Source organism: Mesorhizobium sp. Mes31 (assembly GCF_024519675.1).
Classification (GTDB): Bacteria; Pseudomonadota; Alphaproteobacteria; order Rhizobiales; family Rhizobiaceae; genus Mesorhizobium.
This window is the reverse complement of sequence record NZ_JALJRL010000014.1, coordinates 106,440-123,526: the sequence shown is the minus strand read 5'-3', so window position 1 is coordinate 123,526 and position 17,087 is coordinate 106,440. Positions and strand designations below refer to the sequence as shown.

Annotated in this window: 11 protein-coding genes; 4 read left to right on the top strand and 7 right to left on the bottom strand. The window is 59.8% G+C overall.

What is annotated here, in order from left to right; translation table 11 throughout:
• Positions 1-31: 31 nt before the first annotated feature.
• Positions 32-1,180, top strand: coding sequence for an acyltransferase (locus NR193_RS23005; protein WP_256753045.1), 1,149 nt, complete (start codon positions 32-34; stop codon positions 1,178-1,180).
• Between the two features lie 42 nt (positions 1,181-1,222).
• Here NR193_RS23005 and NR193_RS23000 read toward each other — a convergent pair whose 3' ends face one another.
• The 4 genes from NR193_RS23000 to NR193_RS22985 all read right to left on the bottom strand — a co-directional run bounded on the left by NR193_RS23000 (position 1,223) and on the right by NR193_RS22985 (position 5,586).
• Positions 1,223-1,897 carry a Crp/Fnr family transcriptional regulator gene (locus NR193_RS23000; protein ID WP_256753044.1) on the bottom strand — a complete coding sequence of 225 codons (675 nt, stop codon included), beginning with the start codon at positions 1,895-1,897 and terminating at the stop codon, positions 1,223-1,225.
• 220 nt (positions 1,898-2,117) lie between these two features.
• Positions 2,118-2,891, bottom strand: coding sequence for a response regulator transcription factor (locus NR193_RS22995; protein WP_256753043.1), 774 nt, complete (start codon positions 2,889-2,891; stop codon positions 2,118-2,120).
• A gap of 485 nt (positions 2,892-3,376) precedes the next feature.
• Positions 3,377-4,969 carry an FAD-dependent oxidoreductase gene (locus tag NR193_RS22990; protein ID WP_256753042.1) on the bottom strand — a complete coding sequence of 531 codons (1,593 nt, stop codon included), beginning with the start codon at positions 4,967-4,969 and terminating at the stop codon, positions 3,377-3,379.
• Between the two features lie 200 nt (positions 4,970-5,169).
• On the bottom strand, positions 5,170-5,586 hold the full coding sequence (locus NR193_RS22985; protein ID WP_256753041.1) for a MucR family transcriptional regulator: 417 nt from the start codon (positions 5,584-5,586) through the stop codon (positions 5,170-5,172).
• Positions 5,587-6,145: 559 nt separating this feature from the next.
• On the opposite strand from NR193_RS22985, the gene NR193_RS22980 reads away from it, so the two are divergent.
• Together NR193_RS22980 and NR193_RS22975 are read left to right on the top strand one after the other, a co-directional pair.
• The gene (locus NR193_RS22980) at positions 6,146-6,652 is read left to right on the top strand and encodes a hypothetical protein (protein WP_256753040.1); all 507 of its coding nucleotides are present in this window, start codon (positions 6,146-6,148) and stop codon (positions 6,650-6,652) included.
• Between the two features lie 1,264 nt (positions 6,653-7,916).
• Entirely contained in the window at positions 7,917-9,815 is a 1,899-nt protein-coding gene (locus NR193_RS22975) for a DUF4838 domain-containing protein (protein WP_256753039.1), read from the top strand.
• 218 nt (positions 9,816-10,033) lie between these two features.
• Here the strand turns inward: NR193_RS22975 and NR193_RS22970 are convergent, their stop codons facing one another.
• Positions 10,034-10,282, bottom strand: a complete 249-nt coding sequence (locus tag NR193_RS22970) for a hypothetical protein (RefSeq protein WP_256753038.1) — start codon at positions 10,280-10,282, stop codon at positions 10,034-10,036.
• Positions 10,283-10,734: 452 nt separating this feature from the next.
• Positions 10,735-10,869 carry a hypothetical protein gene (locus tag NR193_RS22965; protein ID WP_256753037.1) on the bottom strand — a complete coding sequence of 45 codons (135 nt, stop codon included), beginning with the start codon at positions 10,867-10,869 and terminating at the stop codon, positions 10,735-10,737.
• A 1,154-nt stretch (positions 10,870-12,023) separates the two neighbouring features.
• On the opposite strand from NR193_RS22965, the gene NR193_RS22960 reads away from it, so the two are divergent.
• Positions 12,024-12,710, top strand: coding sequence for a Crp/Fnr family transcriptional regulator (locus tag NR193_RS22960; RefSeq protein WP_256753036.1), 687 nt, complete (start codon positions 12,024-12,026; stop codon positions 12,708-12,710).
• A gap of 21 nt (positions 12,711-12,731) precedes the next feature.
• Here NR193_RS22960 and NR193_RS22955 read toward each other — a convergent pair whose 3' ends face one another.
• A complete protein-coding gene (locus NR193_RS22955) occupies positions 12,732-16,967 on the bottom strand; it encodes a cytochrome P450 (protein ID WP_256753035.1) in 4,236 nt (1,411 codons plus the stop codon).
• Positions 16,968-17,087: the final 120 nt, after the last annotated feature.

Here is a 17,087-nt window from a genome sequence, read left to right as displayed (position 1 = left end):
CAGCCCTGCGAGACTATCGGATACCCAGCATTTGACCGCTGAAGCGTCAGCGAAGCCATCCGTGAAGCCAATTGGCGACAATTCGTTCAATATAGCCGCGCATGGGCTGCGCGGCATCGCGTCGCTCATGGTGTTCTTCGCGCATCTCCTGGGTGGCACGGCAGAGCACGTCTACGCCTCCAATGCGGGCTATGTCGACGGCATCACGCCGTTCTGGAATTTCGGCACTTTCGGGGTTTGTCTTTTCTTCGTCATCAGCGGCTTCGTCATCCTGCCGAGCGCCATTCGCTACAGTCCAACTGAGTTTGCCGCCCGACGCTTCATGCGCCTCTACCCGCTGTTTTTCGCGTTCAGCGTGCTTTTCATCGTGATGAACGCCGCAACGAACCTTTATCCTGAAACCAACAATCTCACGTCGGTTCTGGCTGGATTGACATTCCTGAACCTTCTCGCCCGCACCGAACAGCTGACTCCGAATGCATGGAGCCTGACTTTCGAAGTCTGGTTCTACGTGTTTATGGCAGCGTTCGTGTTCGTGGCTGTTCGTCGCCCTAGCAAGCTTGGCCTGGCCGTCCTAACCCTCCTTGCCGCGCTCTTTATCGCCAGGTATCCGATCGCCCTGTATTTTGTCGCGGGGGGCCTGATCCGCCTCGCCCACGACCGATACGAATGGGTAAGTCGCGGTCATCACCGCCTTGCCGAGAGTGCGGCCTTCGCAGCCTGCGTCTTTCTGTCGACCCGCGGCCACTACGACTATCATTGGTCCGATTTCCAGAATGCCGAGGTGCCCTTGCTGGTTGCGGCGACGGCGCTTTACTTCTGCCTCGCGGTATCGCGGAACAGCTTGACGGCGCTGTTGCTCGGCAACCGGCTGCTTCGCTACTTCGGGACGGTCAGCTACAGCCTTTATCTGGTGCATCCCTACACGTATTTCTTAACCCGCGCGGCCTTCTCGCACGCTCATCTCTTCACCGCCAACGTCGCAGTCTCGATGGGCGCCTTCATTGTCGTGACAGGCGCGATCACCTGGATCCTCACGCATTTCGCGAACCGCACCCTCGAACTGTGGCCCTATGAGTTCGTCTATCATCAGAAGATTTATCGCTCGACGTCGCAACCCAGTGCCGCGCGGCTGTGGCTGGCCTTGAACACAAAACGATCCGCCTGGCTGCGGGGATAAGAGCGCCGCCGCAGCACCGGTTTGAAACCACCATATGGCCGATTAATCGTCGGACCTTGCCAGCAAGTCCGTCAGGCGGGACACATCGGGCACAAGAAGCTCCTTTGCGCGCCGCAGGACTATTCCGACACTCTGCAGGTAGCTGAGCTCGCGGGCCACGGCCTCACGATGCGTGCCGATGCGATTGGCCAAATCCGTGTGCGTGGGAATGGGAGAAATGACAGCCGAACCGCCCGCTTCGATATTTTCAGCGCACAAGCGCAGCAATTCGCTATGAACGCGCGATCGCACGCTGAGTGTCGAGAGTTCAACGATGTGCTCGACAATCAGGTGCTGGCGCTCGACCAACATCTGGACGAGGGCTTGAAGCGCCTCGGGATCGTTCTTGATTATATCCAGGAAGGTCCGACTTCCGATGGAAGCGATCGTGCATGGTCCCGCTGCTTCAATCGAATAAGGCACCAGCGGAAGTTCGCCGCTCAGAGCTGCTCCGTTCACGAGCGATCCCTGGTGCGCCGATGGGAGCCACACGATCTTGCCCGTGCGGGTGTAAACAGGGAAGCGGAGTTCGCCATCCAGAAGAAAGAAAACCCGATCGACTTTTTCGCCTGCCGGGATCAAGACATCACCGTCATCGAGATGGAACCAATGACAGCGGCGGTTCATCTCGGCCAGGGTGGATGGACGAACTGCGTGGAAATGTTCGATACCGCTCAAATCCAGGCTTTGTAACGTGTTCCGATCAGCCGCGGGAGCAGCCTCCCTCTCAGTCCGCGGAACGGAATGTCGCTCAGGCGGCTGTTTCACCTTTCCTCGCCCCTCGCAAAATGTCTAAACCCCCTGCAGGCCCTCAAAGTTGAGGGCCTGACAATGCCATACAGCATGGTTGCCGCGTGTAAGAAAACATCACCGTTTGACCGACGCGGCTGCCCATGCCTCAATTTCGCATGGTAACACCATCATATGGCGTCGTGTTAAGGATATAGGCTACCTCGGTGCGATTTCTGGCGCGCAGCTTTTTCATCACGTTGCGGATGTGCACCTTGACTGTGCTTTCGCACATGTTGAGTTCGTACGCGATAACCTTGTTTGCCTTGCCTCGACGCAACGCTTCGATCACCGACATCTGGCGTGACGTAAAGACGTTGTCGCCCTGCGGCTGCTTGGCTGGCTGGCTGTCCTTGATTGCCTGGCCCGAACTGAAGAGAACACTGGGCGGAATGAAGGTCCCGCCCGCCGCGACAAGCTGGATCGCCTTTGCCGCAACCTGCAAGCTGACGCTCGTGGGGATGTAGCCGCGCGTGCCGCTTTCTACCGCTTTGACGATATCGTCAAAGTTCTCGATATCCGACAGCATCACGATTCCCAGAGACGGTCTGGTTGCCTTGAGATGGGCAATCCGCGCAAGATGATAGTCCGCGTGAGAGTTCGACCACATGACGCACAGCAAGACCGTCGAAACCCGATCGGTCTCCTCCGGACTCGCGGCGTCGAACGCTTCGACGGTCGGATAGCGTTGGATGCGAAACGATGGCTCGATGAGCTCGAGGCTTCTGGCGAAGCAGTCGCACATCAGCGGCCGATCATCGATGATCGCGATCTCCATCCCCTCCCGTGCGGGAGCGGATCCTATATGATTGGTATTGGCAACAGCAGAATAGAGAGCCAGATCGGTAGTGATCGGCTGATCGTTGTTCGACAGAATTGTCATGGCTTACCCCCAACCCGAATTTTCACTGCGACGTAGAATTCACCCCAACGTAGAATTCAACTTCGAGAACCCACCTCCTTAATCCATTAGGAACCTACCTTCTTAATGCATTAGTAATAACTTGTGGATTGGGAGCGCGGTGTGACAAAACGCACAGCGTGAATATAATCGCGTATTTGTGAAGCTCTGTACCGAAGCGGACAGGTGTCGAAGCGTCGAGTCGGCCCCACCGAAAGGCGTAGCCACCAACAGGATGGATAGCCGGCTACGCCGGATGCAGTCTATGCCCCATACTGCAAACCGATATTTTGACGCATTGCCACTTTCAAAGCTGCAACGTTCGCCGCTATCTCCAAAGGGCTCAAGCAAAGCTGCAAATGTACCATTGTGGAACGAAGTGGTTACTTCGGAAATGCTCGCAGTCCGATCTCCGGACAACGGTCGCCACAGGTCAATTGGGCGCTCCGTCAACCTGGATTTGATCTTTACTCAAGGCATTGTTGGAGGTTCTGGCCCAATTTAATGGCGAGTGCCACAATGGTCAGGGTGGGCATATCGTTTCCCCCGGTTGGAAAGACCGAGCTGCCGGCGATGAAGAGGTTCGCGAGGCCGTGCACCTGGCATTTGCTGTCGACCACACCCGTTCGCGGATCGTTGCTCATCCTCGTCGTACCCATGTGGTGCCTGACCCAGCGGTATGAGACGTCTTCCCCAGTCGGGGTTTGGTCGGTGCCGGCCTGGACGTCGCTTCTGTGGCCCAGCAGCCGCATCTCTTCCGTGATGATGGTCTGCATCCGCTCAAGTGTGCGCCGGACGAGAGGTCCCACCTTCCATTCCAGCTTCACGCGCGGGAGATTGAATTCGTCGCGCTTTGTATCCAGGGTAACCCGGCTTTCCGGGTCCGGCTCTTGTTCGAGGATGGTGTCGAAGTGAAAATGCCTTGCGCGGTGGCGCGAGTGCCAGATGCGTTCGATGCCTGACGAGATTGATCCCGCGGGATGGCGAAAGATCGTACGGCCACTCTTGATAAGGTCGCGATGCAGGCGACCCTTGCGCAACCAGAAGGCAAGATACTGCAGGGCCTCGGAGCCATCCATATCGTTGACGCAAGGCCCCGGCTTGATCCACGTCCGGGAGCCGAGAAGGCCTTCGCTTGCGCGGATCTCTGGGCGCAGAACAAGCCCGAATGCATCGTTGATGCCGCCGCCCGCCGGCCCCGGCAAATCAGCCATGCGAGTCCCGACCGAGGGTACGTGAAGGGCAACGGTTTTGTCAGGTTGGCTGACTTGGAGACTCCCCCACCTTACTCGCGGATGCTCCATGAAATAGCGGCCAACCAGGTCATGCTGGTTGCCGATCCCATTCGGCGTCTGTCGGTTGGAAACCAGGAGCAGGCGTGCGTTTTCGATCCCGCCGCAGGCCAGCACGAAGAAACGCGCTTCTATCTGGAATCGATTGTTCGGTGCGCTGGCTACCTCGATGGAGCGAACCCGCCTCCCAGAGTCGTCGGTGTCGAGCCGAAGGGCTGTGGCGTGCAGGATAACCTGCACGTTCCTTGCCGTGCGTAATCTTGTACGCAGCGTTGCCCCGAGATCCGGGACGGGGCTGAGAAAGCAGCGTTCGGAAAAAAGCGGTCCATTCGTGCGTAGAGCCCCAGAGGCCGGCTCGTCAGCCAGCAGGTTCTTGATCCCCAGCAAGTCGGCGGCCGATTCATAGTGAGGAAGCAGCGACTGGCGATCGACAGGCCACCCGCTCATCGGGATCCAATGCCGATGTTCGAAATCGACGCTATCGAGCATCTTGCACCATCCGCCCCAGCCGGCCTTGCCGGTACTGCCGCCAAACTGGCGGATTCGGCAAAGGTCCAGCGCCTCATAGGGCCTGCCTACAGACTGACCCCGCGACAGTCGTTGACGCCGATGCTCATAGTTGAGGCCGCCGCTTTCAATGACGCAGACGCGATGCCGCGTTCCCGCCAACTGCGAGGCCAGCGCAAGACCGGCCGCGCCCGCTCCGACTATGCACAAATCCGTCTTCAGCCGGACGCCTTGCGGAAAATCCTTGCAGTCTTCAATCATGGCGGTGCCGATCGGGAGGAAACAGCAACAGGCTTACGAGGCAGTGGGCGGCCATCTCCACACTTCAGCCACCCCCGATCCAGCTGTTTGCCGGCATTGCATCGGGCAGCGGATCGAATTTGTAATCCGCGCAAGACAGTTTGCAATGACACGACCGAAGCTATCATAGCCGTCGAGGCCTGAGGCGGCAGCCCATTGGGTCAGGTTGCGGAAGTCTGATCACTGGCATGCCGTTGTCCAAGCCTGATCCTCTTGGCCGCTTGCGAACGCAATTCGGTGAAATTCGGCGCGACCAATGGGTAGTCCGGCGGCAAACCCCATTTCCTGCGATAATCCGCCGGGGTCATTCCCATCGAAGCCAGGTACCGCTTCAATGATTTCATCCTGCGTCCATCCTCCAGGCTGATGATGAAATCGGGGGTCACCGACTTGCTGATCGGCACGGCGGGAACGAGTTTCGGTTTGGGTTTTTCCGCGCCTGCCGAGAGGGCCTGCAACGTGCGGCCGACATTCTGGACCAGATCCACCAAATCAGAACGGGAGGCCTGGTTCCTGCTGACAAAGGCCGAAACGATCTTGACGGTCAATTCCAAATGATCGACGGGTTCAGGGTCCATAATCCGCTCTCGACTGACGATTGTCGTCCGTGGCAAATGCGGAGCAGGTTTTGGATCACTCGTTTGCCGAATTATCCAACATCAAATCGGGAGCATATGCTCCTGATCCCCCCGCGCTTGGAGCCTCCAATGGCATCCCTGGGTGCCACTTCTGTCAATTGCCCTTGGTGGTATCGAATCCACCCAAAAGTGGTAAGCGACCGTGACGGTCAAGGTACACCGTCGGCCGGGGGACAAGCGCGTCGTGCTGCGCTTGCTCGGCGTTTTCTTGGAATTTGCTGACCCAACCACGCCTTATACGTGAAGAATCATCAGATACTCCATATATATTTGGCCTTTTGAAAGGGTCGAAGTCGTCACCTCCGCCGACTGCTACACAATTACCAGAAACATATGATAAATAATGTCTTTTAATTACTCACTTAAATCGGCACGATGGCAAAAATAACCTTGTATCATACTGTCATTAAATGTGTCCAATTCGATCAAGGTTTTGAATAACCTTCACGGGAGAATCCTATTAGTAATTATGCGGGGGGCTCGGATATCAGGAGATGATATGACCACTAAAATTACATCTATGGCGAAGTTGCTGGTGGGGGCATTCTTTGCTCTGGGAACGGTCGGGATTTCTCATGCCGGCGCGGAGTCCAGTGTCAAAGTCAGTTCGTCCGGTGAGACCGGCGGCAAGGCTGGAGGTGCTGGCGAGACCGGTGGCAAGGCCGGAGGTGCCGGCGAGACCGGCGGCAAGGCTGGCGGCGCCGGCGAGACCGGTGGCAAGGCCGGAGGCACTGGCGAGACCAGCGGCAAGGCTGGCGGCGAGACCGGCGGCGGCGCTACCCTTAGCACGGCCGCTACGCTAAGCGAGACCGGAGGGGCTGGCGAGACCGGTGGCAAGACCGGCGGCGCTGGCGAGACCGGCGGCAAGGCTGGAGGCGCTGGCGAGACCGGCGGCAAGGCCGGAGGTGCTGGCGAGACCGGCGGCAAGGCTGGCGGCGCTGGCGAGACCGGTGGCAAGACCGGCGGCGGCGGTGAAACCGGCGGCAAGACCGGAGGCGCTGGCTAAACGACAAAATCTGAGGCTTATCGGATGCCGGCGCGCGGATGCTCGCCCGCCGGCATCCGTTTGCCGAGCCCGACCGTCTGGCTGCTTCGAAATCGCCCGAATAAAATGGGTTCGCGAGCGGTACCAGGCTTGCCTGACATTCGTGGCCTGGCTCGTCACTGGGCAGGGCCAAGGCAAGCCGCTTTTGAATTTTTTGATTTCGCGCAGGGCGGGACAACCGTCCCTGCATTGTTCGCGCCGTTCCGCACTACCTGCCCGAGCCGGTGTAACGCGCTGCTTCCTTCCACAAAGCCAGCGCAATTGTTGGCGACCGGCCTTTCACTTCGATATCTCGGCCTCGGTAGCGTCCGGCCGCAATCCAAACGGTCTTTGAACGCTGGTAGACGGTAACGCCAAGAGCGTTAGCCAGCGTCCGCCATTCTTCGTAATTTCGAGGCATTCATTCGGGCTCCGTCGCAGGGCGTCGTCAATTCGATCGGACATCTGGTCCGAGCCGCACCTACCCCCCTCAGGCTGCCCATACCCATTGGCCCATCATCATTCGACCTCCCTCGGGCGAGGCCATAACTGGAACCGTTGTCTTCGGCCCCAGCCACAACAGCTATTGCGGCAACGGCCAGCGACAACCCCCCGCTGCGAAAACACGGAGCAAGGTGAATATGGAACCACGCAGTTGAGATTGCTCACATCGTATTGTCACAGCGACATCGACCTGACTGCTCGAGGATCTCCGACGTTCACCACCATTTTGGGACGCGTAGCCGCCGAAAACCTTCGCCACGCGGATCTGGGACCTTTGCCGCGCGGATCCGGCGTTGGGCACGAGCCAATCGCCCGCTCGACCCAGGATGCGCCGAAGCCTTGAAGCAAGGATATCCTCGCCCCTACCCGAAAGTTTAGCGAGGACGCCCAGAGGCCTATCTGGAATCACGTCGCCTAATCGCGGTACCGTTCACGTCATGATCTGCACGCAGCAGGCACCCACCCCCGCTTGATGCGCAACGCTTGATCGCCCGCCGCGCCAGACTGTGCGGCGGGTCTCTTTTGCGAGATGGCACCGATGCGCGAGCCGCCAAGGATATCGACACAGACGTGGTTACCTTGCCGTATGATCGTGTGCAGGTAAGATCCTGGCATGCGAACATTGTCGCGAAGGACGTTTGCGCAGGGAACCCTCCTAGGCCTGTTACACTGGTTAGGCGTTTGCGGGCCGGCTGGCGCGCACGATCTTCAGGCCGGCGCACACGATCAACTAGGCGATGGCGTGACCTTGGTGGCGAGAGGCAAACCGGCCTTCACACTTGTCACGTCGGACAGGCCGAATGATTGCGTGCGGTATGCTGCCGCGGAACTCGGCTGGCATATTCAGAAAGCGACCGGCTTCCAACCCGCGATAGTGACCGAGAGCAAGGTAAGCTCGGCCAGCCTGGACAAAGCCCACATCTTTCTGGGCGACACCCATTTTGCCCGAAAGGCCGGAATCAATGTCGACGCCTTGGGGCCGGAATCATGCGCTATTCGGACCATCGGCCGCCACCTGTGTATCGCCGGGCACGACACGACCGGCAGCCCTCTCGATGAAAACACGTCCGCGGGAACACTTTTCGGCGTATACGAGCTTCTCGATCGCTACTTCGCGGTTCGGTGGCTGTGGCCAGGCGAATTGGGAACGTTTGTTCCAAGAGCGGAGTCCGTAGTCGTCCCTGCTCAAGATTGTGTCGTAACGCCTCGGTTCGTGCAGCGTCACGTGCGCTCAGCCGCGGGCCTGAGGGCTAAGGATCATCCCGAAATGGGCTTCACCGCCGCTGCGGCTGCAGAATACATGAGCGCACAGGCTGCATTTCTGCGCCGCAACCGCATGGGCCGCCGAATTCCGGCGAACTACGGACATGCCTTCGTCGACTGGTGGCAACAGTATGGCGCTGAGCATCCCGAATGGTTTCAGTTGGTCAACGGCAAAAGGGGACCTTCGAGGCCGGGTGGGCGCTTCTCGATGTGCATTTCCAATCCGGGTTTGCGCGAAGAGATTGTCTCACAGTGGCGCCAGCATGGAAGCGCGCCCCTGGAACACCTCCCACTTTTCGTGAACGCGGTTGAGAATGACATCCCTGGCCAATGCGAATGCGACGTGTGCAAGGCGCTGGATGGCCCTGAGCCGTCGAACTATCGAAAGTTCATTCCGTCGAAATCGAAGATCGCTGGCAAGCCTTTCGTGTCCGACCGCTACGCGCGTTCATGGCAAGCGATCCAGCAGATCGCCGCGAAATACAATTCGAACGCGGTCGTCGTGGGCTACGCCTATATGAACTACTTCGCCGCGCCGACCTCGGGCGTAAAGCTGGGCTCGAATGTCATAATCGGATTTTGCCCGTCATCCTGGTTTTATCCAAGAAGTAATGAGGAGCAAGGTTGGATCAAGGATCAGTGGCAAGGATGGGCAAAGACGGATGCAAGCCTTCTCATGAGGACGAACTACTTTCTCGATGGCTATTGCATGCCACATATCTTCACAAACCAGTTCTCTGATGAGTTTCAAAAAGCATCAAGCAGCGGAATGATCGGAACCGATTTTGATTCCCTGACAGGTCATTGGGCGACACAAGGCCCGAATATCTATCTGTTGATGCGCCTGCAGACCCATCCAGATGTATCCGCCAGCTCGATCTTGTCGGAATATTATTCGGCCTTCGGACCCGCTGCGGACGACGTAAAGAAATATTTCCATTTCTGGGAGGCGTATACGTCGAATGGGCGCGCACGGCTGCATGACACGTTCGAGGCCCTTGGGGCCTCCCGTTGGCGAAGCTGGGCGAAAGCGGCGCATGTGATCTATCCAGAGGAGAGTTTCGCGCCGGCCGAAGCCCTGCTCGACAGCGCGGCCTCCTCTGCGAAGGGGGACCCGGAAGCGTCCATGCGGGTGAACTTCCTTCAATTGGGACTGCAGCACGCGAAGCTGTGCTCGCAAGCCGCCAGCAAACTTACGCTCGGCGGTCCGGAATCCAGCTACGAGCGGGGCAAGCCGGAACTGCAAGCGCTGCTGGAATTTCGACGCGCGCACGAGCGTATGTGGATCTCCAATTTGAATCACTGTGCGTGGGTCGAGAGCAGCAGCTGGACCCTTCCGGGCGCCGCGGTTCAATTGCAGGATCCCGATCCGGAATGATCTTCGTCAGTGAATTGGAGCGGCATCGCAAATCGATTGCGACCCCAATCCTGAATAGGTGGCTGGAGCCTTTACGCGCCCCCTCAGGCCCCAGGCCCCTTGAGGGTGCCAGCCCTGGATCGTGCGCGGCGGGACTTCCGCACGCTGTGAAAGCACCCCCGCCAGCATTCAGGCCAGCAGGGGTGCGCTTCTTGTCTTGGCAGAAACCAAGGGGGCTATCAGCCGCCCTTGCCGCTCTTGCCGCCACCTTCTCCAGCGCCGCCGGCTTTGCCGCCGGACTCACCGGCTCCGCCGGCCTTGCCGCCGGTTTCGCCAGCACCACCGGCTTTGCCACCGGTTTCGCCAGCACCGCCCGACTTGCCTGCCTCGACAGACTTAACCTTGACCGTAGTCTCAGCAAAGCTGGCCGTCGAGAAGGAAGCGACAGACGCGGCGAGAGAAATTGCGGTAAGAATGCGAATGATCATGATTGGCCTCCATAACTGGGCGACAATTTGCCCTGAGAAGCTTGTGGTGTATTTTTTTTGGAAGATCGAGTCTTGTTCGAAACCGAGGTTATCAGACCGTTTTATAATTGATGAAACAAATTTTAGACGAAAATTTATTTACTTCCTCTTCGAAAAACGAATATTAGCTACATCTGAGATAACGGCTTAAAATTTGCCGATCAATGTGGCAGGCGGCAACAGTCGTCTGCATCGACCGCAATGACCAGAGGTCTAGCGCGTTCTACCGCGAAGTAGAAATTGGCTTATCTATTATGAATTGCCGAGAGTTCGGTCATCAAGGCGACCTGACTGCTCGTCACTTTCTTGTTCTCCGACTGTCACCGCCTGGAGTTCACCTGCAACGATTTGTTAACTATCTGACGAGGTGTTGGCCTTGCGTAGCCACGCGGCGCTCTACCAGGTGCTTTCCGTCAGGATGCAAGGACAATTTGCGGGCGCGCGGGCGACTTCGGGATGATCGGGATTGATCTTGCCAGCCCGTCGATGGCCGCGCCCTCATCGACGAAGCCGCCATCGAATATCTCCTTGTGGCTGGCTATCGCCATGGAGCGAAGATCTGCCTGACAATGTGAAGTTCTTCATAGGCGGGAGAAGCCTCGCGCTACATCCTTGAGGGACCTTTGGGTGGGGCAGGGAAAATGGTGGCAACCAAGAAAGACCAGGAGCGCATCGCTTGCGTGTCGGCGGCGTGTGGTTTTTATCGGACCGTGAAGCGGCATTGCCAGTTCGAGAGGCACCGAACTGGGCCGGCGCTATAATGTATCGAAAGGGCGAAGACCTTTGTGACTGGGCGAGTGCCCAGGGCATCACGATCTATCAGCGTTCAAAGACGGTGTGGATTGCGGCAGGAAGCTATCGGGGCCGCGATTTCGAAGTGAAGGGACGTTCCCCCGCAATCGCGCTTGCATTGTGGATGGAAGCCGCCCGATATGTTGGTCCACGGCTTTAAGGCTTGGGGAATCCACGGGGAGCAACCCTCGAATTCTGAAAACTTGCCACCGGGACAAAATTGAGCCCGCCACGGTCCGGCGCGCCTGACGTGCGCCGAGCCTCTGGCTTTCTCGCAGATAAATGTCGGTCCGTTCGCGGATGACGTCCGAAGAAAGCGAAGCGCCGCTGGCGGCCAGCGCGGCACTTATGGAAAGTTGCCTGAAACCCGCGCTGGCCTTCGGCGGGATTGGGGCCCCGCCGCCCTCTAAAATTAGCCGATTCTAAATAAAAGGGAAAATAGTGCGATCGCGGAATGGCCGCGCCAACCGCACGCCGCGCCATCGTCGGTGGGCCAGCCTGCGTTAGTCGCGTCGAGAATGCGCTATCCCTGATATGCGAACGGCAAGCGCATCCAATCCGTTGTCATAGATTCGCGTCAGCACGCCTTCCGCTGCGTCAGCTCGCTGGGATGTGCAGCCAAGCAGGTCGCGGCCTCCCAAGCTTGCCGGAGCATCGGTAATGCGGTCCCAGACCGCCCAGGTTCCGCCTGTCTCCATGTGACAATAAAATCTGTGTTGGTGATTTTCCATGAATAGGAAACGTTCGACGCCCGCTTTGGATCCCATGCTGATGGCGACGTGGTTAACCTCGCAACGACGTTTCGACAGGGTGTGGCCCAAAGTGGGGCTGCGCCTCAAGACACATTTGCTTTGATCGGTCGCGCCGTTGCCCTACAGTTGTCCATGTCACAACAACACCGGGAAGCCGCATGCCAACCGCCAGCGCGAACGACAGAAATGATCTGCCGCGCCCGGCGCGTATCGATCCGCGCCAGTTCGATCTCCTTTTTGCTGGTTGCAAACTCGAACGCTACGCCGCCGGCCAGCACTTGTTCGTTCAAGAAGATGCCGCCGACCGCATCTACGGTGTGATGAAGGGCACGGTGGAAATCTCGCTCTATTCGCCTGGCGGCCAGAAGCTGGTGGCCAATATCGAGCTGTCGCGCAGTCTGGTCGGGGAGATCGGGGCACTTGACGGACGCCCACGCACGGCCACGGCGATCTGTCTTACCGCATGCGAGCTGGTTTCGCTCAGCCGAACACAACTGTTTGATCGAATTGAGAAAAACCCATCTCTGGCGCGCGCCATGATCGAACTCTTGTGTGCGCGGCTGCGCTGGGTCAGCGGCGAACTCGGGGATCAGGCCTTCTTCGGCATCGAAGCAAGGCTGGCAAAACGACTGGTCTTTCTGGGCGGCATCCTGGCTGACGGCGCAGGCTGGATACCGATCTCGCAGTCGGAACTGGGTGAGTTCCTTGGCGCCACGCGCGAGTCGGTCAACAAGACGCTCAACGACTGGCGCAACCGGCAGATCATCGCCATCAAGCGCGGCGGCTTGCGCATAACCGACGCGGGCGCGCTTCGCCATATCGCCGAGTCGCAGGACGACGACTGACCGCGGAGGCGCCGGGGCGAATCAGAGCCGCGAAATCAGAAAGCGCAGTGCTGACCGGCTCGGCATGAAGAAATATCCGCCTCCCCGGGTGGTGATGAATTGCGGGATGCCCTTCAGCACCGTGACCTTTTCCCAGGATGGTATGGTGAACCTGCCGGCGCTGTCGCGCGAACCGATCGTCGGGTCCTTTTCGGCTACAAGCCCCTGGAATGAGGTCGACGACACCCAGGTTTGCTGGATGAATTCATACTGCCGCTCGATATCGGCGTTGAGACACATAAAGAGCAGCCCTTTTTCGACCTTGCCGCCCTTCTTGTCTTGCTTCTGGTAGCTGCGGCCCACCCGGATGATCCGGTGGCGCTTGCCGATCCTGATCTGCGTTTCGCGGTCCTCGCCCAGCGAATCGCGGGGATTCGACCGCCGGACATGGGAGCCAAGCGGGCAGCGATGCCCCTGAGGATCCTCGACGCCAAAAGCAAAATCATTATCGGCACTGCGACCCGGGCGGCCGTCGGGATTGCGCACCAGCGAGGTGCCGTCAGGCCAGCGGCCGAGCATCTTGGCGGCGACCCAGCGCGGGGTAATCGCCGGGTTGTCGGTTTCGCTGGCCGCCTGCATGGCGGCCGCCTTGCAATAGTCGTGGAAGGTGTCGACGTGTTGCTCGAACTGGCGCACGACGAGGAAGGTGCCGTTGCGGCCAAAGTCGCGCGGCGGCGGCGGCAGACCTGGTATCTGCCGGTTGCGGCGCACCGGCGACAGGATGCCGGTGCGGTCGAGCGACGCGTCGACGGAGGGCGACGCCGGATAGAAACCATGCTCGTCGCGATAGCCGAACAGAAACTCGCCGGGCGCGACAAGGTGCATGGGTGGCGCACCGATGTTGGCGCGGGCGGTTCCCTTGACGATCGGCTGCGAGACGCCGTCGACGAAGCCAAAATGCTCGACCGCGCGCTTGCCGTCGCGCTTTACCGCCAGCGGCAGTTCGGAGACGAGCTTCATGCCCGCGGCCGTCATCTTTCTCTTTGCGGTACCGATCTCGGTCTTCAGTTTCTCCGGACTTTCGGCATAGCAAACAACCACCACATCAACTGGTTTCTGCGGCGAACCCCATTGCCACTTCTGGGGCACGCTTTCGCCGAGATCGTCCAGAATGCGGCTGCGCTCGGGATTGCCCATGCCATGGCGAAAGGCGACGGGGAATGTGTCAAGCGGGTTGTCGTCGACGCCGCCTTCCAATCCGAGACGGCGAAGGCCATCGGGACCGAACGCAACGGTCATCGCCCGCGCAGCCGGCACGCCGTCCCCGAAGCTGGTCTGCTTGACGACAAATTCCAGCCAGGCCTTGCGCCTGGCCCTGGAAAGGCCTTCGGGCACGGCGATCGCCAGCATATGGGCATGACCCAGCGATCCGAACGGGCCGAAGAACAAGGACTGGATCTCGCCGGTTTCCAGTTGTTCGATGGGCAGCGGTGCGGGCGCCGCGGGGCCGACGGCCTCCGCCTTCCTGGCCTGCGGGCGCGGCAACGATCCGAACAGGCTCAACCAGTCGCGCGCCTCATTGCCCGTTGCAGTGGCGATCCCGCGCCTGATCCTGGAATTGGCCCGGATGCGCGTGGTGTTGAGACCAGGATAGGCCGAATACCAGAACAGGGTCGGTATCTGCTGCCGGCGCGCCCAGCGCTTGAAACGGTCGCCGTCGCGTGCGCCGTCGAGGAAGAGCCAGCGTGTGCGCGGATAGCCCTCGGTGTTGCTCCATACGCCGGTCAGGCCGGCGGCGGCCTTGGCGATGAAATCCTCGAGATAGCTTTCCCAGCTGCCGCCATAGTTGGAGAAGAACATCAGCCTGTTGGTGCCGGGCAACAGCACCCAGCGGGCGAAGTGGATGGTGTTGATGGTGGCAAGGAACCCCGGCTTGAAAACCTTCTGTGCCGAGATCGAGATCAGGTAGAACGACAGCCTGAGCGCCAGCCTCCGCAATGTTCCAACCTTCATCGTCGAGATCGCCGTCAGATGGTTCTGGGCTTGTCCAGGCTGGTCTTCATGGACCAGGATCTTGTCGAGGGCGCCAAGGTCGACGGGCGTGCTGTGCGGGCGATCAATGTCTTCCATGCGCCGCAAGGCGAGAAAGCACAGGCCGAGGATCAGCGCTGCCAGCGCCAGAATTCCAAGCACGGTCAGCAGAAGCGCCGTGCCCGCTATGGCAATGGTGCCAAAGGTAACGCCGGCCGGATTGCCGAACACCAGCACATAGGTCATCCGCCAGCAGGCGAGCACCAGTACGGCGACCGTGGCCAGCACGGCCGGCGCCAGCAGCGTCGTCGTTATGGCTTGCCACCATTTTCCGGGTGGCCGTTCGAGCAGGCTTTCGGCGGGCTCGAATGCCCAACCGAACTTTCCCAGGGACCGGACATGCCGGCGGGCTTCGTCAAGGATGGCGGCCGCCCCGCCATTGGTGGCGCGCGGTTGCTCGGCCACGGGCCGAACCGCATCGGCAAGCTCGGCTTCTGCCAGGATGCGCTGCACGGAATGGCCCGGCGTGCCGGAAAAAACCAGTCCGGCGTTGCTGCCGAAAGACGGTGATATCTCGAGATTGTGCTTGCGCAGGAAATTGTCCAGCGCATCGCCGTCACGCAGGTCGCACACGTCCTTGAAGATCGGCTGCAGCCTATGTCCGATGGCATGCGTAACGGCGTTGATGACGTCCTCGGTGCTGCCGTCGCCAGAGATTTCGAGAACAAGCGCTCCTTCCTCACCGCCGGAGGCATCGTCGGCCTCGCCAGTGGCAACAACAGCCAGGCTGGCGAAATGGATGGTGCCGGCGGCATCGAGCGCGGCGCGAACCTCGTCGCTGGCCGGGTTGCCGAGCCCGGCGACCCTGTCGCGGATGGCGTCCAGCGACGCGGCCCGGGTGATCGGGCAGACCACCGTTATCATCGAATGAGTGACCGTGCTGCAAAGGGCGGGCCGATCGAAATCGACCTTGAGGCTGTCCGGGTAAGCGCCGACCTGCGTCATCCTCCCGGCTCTGCCGGGCGCGCGGCGGACATTGCGCTTCTGGAACAGGGCGCGAAGACTTTCGCCAATCTGGATCCTGGCGATTTCAGCGCCGATGCACTGATGAATGCCGTAGCCGAAGACCAGGTAGTCGCGATGCGGGCGCGACGTGTCGAAGCGGTTGGGACTTTGCACCGCCTCGGGATCGAACATCGCCGACAGCGTTGACGGCATGACGACGGTTCCGGCCTTCACCAGACGCTCGCGGCGCGTTCCCCTGGCGATGGTTGCGTCGCGCGCGGTGTAGCGCCAGGGACCAACCCAGATCGGCTTGAAGCGCATGGCCTCCAAAATCGCCTTGTCCAGCCTGCCCGTGTCGTTGTTGGCCAGGGCCTTGTCGACAGCTTGCCGCGCATCGGATCGTGACAGGATCACGTCGAGGCAGTTGCTGCCGGCGAGCACATTGGTTGGAACAAAGCCGGCGATCATGCCAAGCATGATCGAATGAATGTCGGGCAGCGACAGGCGATCCTGGTCCAGCAGACGGACCAGCCTTGCCAGCGGTTGCTCATCCTTGGCCCCCCTCTCCCGGTTCGCGTCGATGGAGCGGTCGATGACCTTGATCAGCCGGTCGCCAGCCACCACCGCCAGCTGGCGCGTGGCGGGGCTCGCCGTCGGATCCGAAAAAAACAGCGCGCTCAATGCTATGGCCCAGTCGGCAAACTCGGATTCGTCGTCGATCTCGAGGCCGAAATAATCGCGGCAGATGCGCACCGGAACGATCTTCATCAGGTCCGCGATCGCGTCGAAGCCGGGGCTGGCGCGCGTCATGATTTCTTGTGAATGCCGCGCGGCAATCGGTCTGACCAGGGCCTCGATTTCCGCCGGTGGAAAAGCGCTCAGCACCGACGATTTCATGCGCCGATAGTCGGCGCCATCTTGCATGCCGAGAATGAAATTCGATCCGCGCGCCAGTTCGGTCATCTCCGGCCCGTACGGCGTCTCGAATTCATCGCCGCGCTCCAATATGTCGCGAACGTCGGCATTCCTGGTCACGAGCAGGAAATTGCCTATGGCGAGATTGGGCCAGAACCGGCGCAGTAGCGCCAGCGCCCAGCGCGGATCATTGAAGAGAAAGCCGGCGATGCGCGACGCAACGCCCTTGGAGCGGAGACGCCCCAAGTCGAATGGCGGCATTTCAGACAGCGGACGCTGGCTTTTCTCTGCCGCGCGGATGGCGTCGAAATACTTTATCCTGATCATGCGCGTTCAGGCCCCCCGGCTGTCCACGTCATTGCGATGCCGGCTACCCATGGCCTAGGTTTGCAGCCGTTCCGCGTATGTGAATATTTTCACAGTTATCGGTCTTCGGCCACCTCGATT

Bases quoted from the DNA above. Each gene is read 5' to 3' on its own strand.
- NR193_RS22985 (WP_256753041.1), bottom strand. From the start codon at position 5,586: ATGGACCCTGAACCCGTCGATCATTTGGAATTGACCGTCAAGATCGTT.
- NR193_RS22960 (WP_256753036.1), top strand. From the start codon at position 12,024: ATGCCAACCGCCAGCGCGAACGACAGAAATGATCTGCCGCGCCCGGCG.
- NR193_RS22965 (WP_256753037.1), bottom strand. From the start codon at position 10,869: ATGGCGATAGCCAGCCACAAGGAGATATTCGATGGCGGCTTCGTCGAT.
- NR193_RS22980 (WP_256753040.1), top strand. From the start codon at position 6,146: ATGACCACTAAAATTACATCTATGGCGAAGTTGCTGGTGGGGGCATTC.
- NR193_RS22995 (WP_256753043.1), bottom strand. From the start codon at position 2,891: ATGACAATTCTGTCGAACAACGATCAGCCGATCACTACCGATCTGGCT.
- NR193_RS22970 (WP_256753038.1), bottom strand. From the start codon at position 10,282: ATGATCATTCGCATTCTTACCGCAATTTCTCTCGCCGCGTCTGTCGCT.
- NR193_RS22955 (WP_256753035.1), bottom strand. From the start codon at position 16,967: ATGATCAGGATAAAGTATTTCGACGCCATCCGCGCGGCAGAGAAAAGC.
- NR193_RS22990 (WP_256753042.1), bottom strand. From the start codon at position 4,969: ATGATTGAAGACTGCAAGGATTTTCCGCAAGGCGTCCGGCTGAAGACG.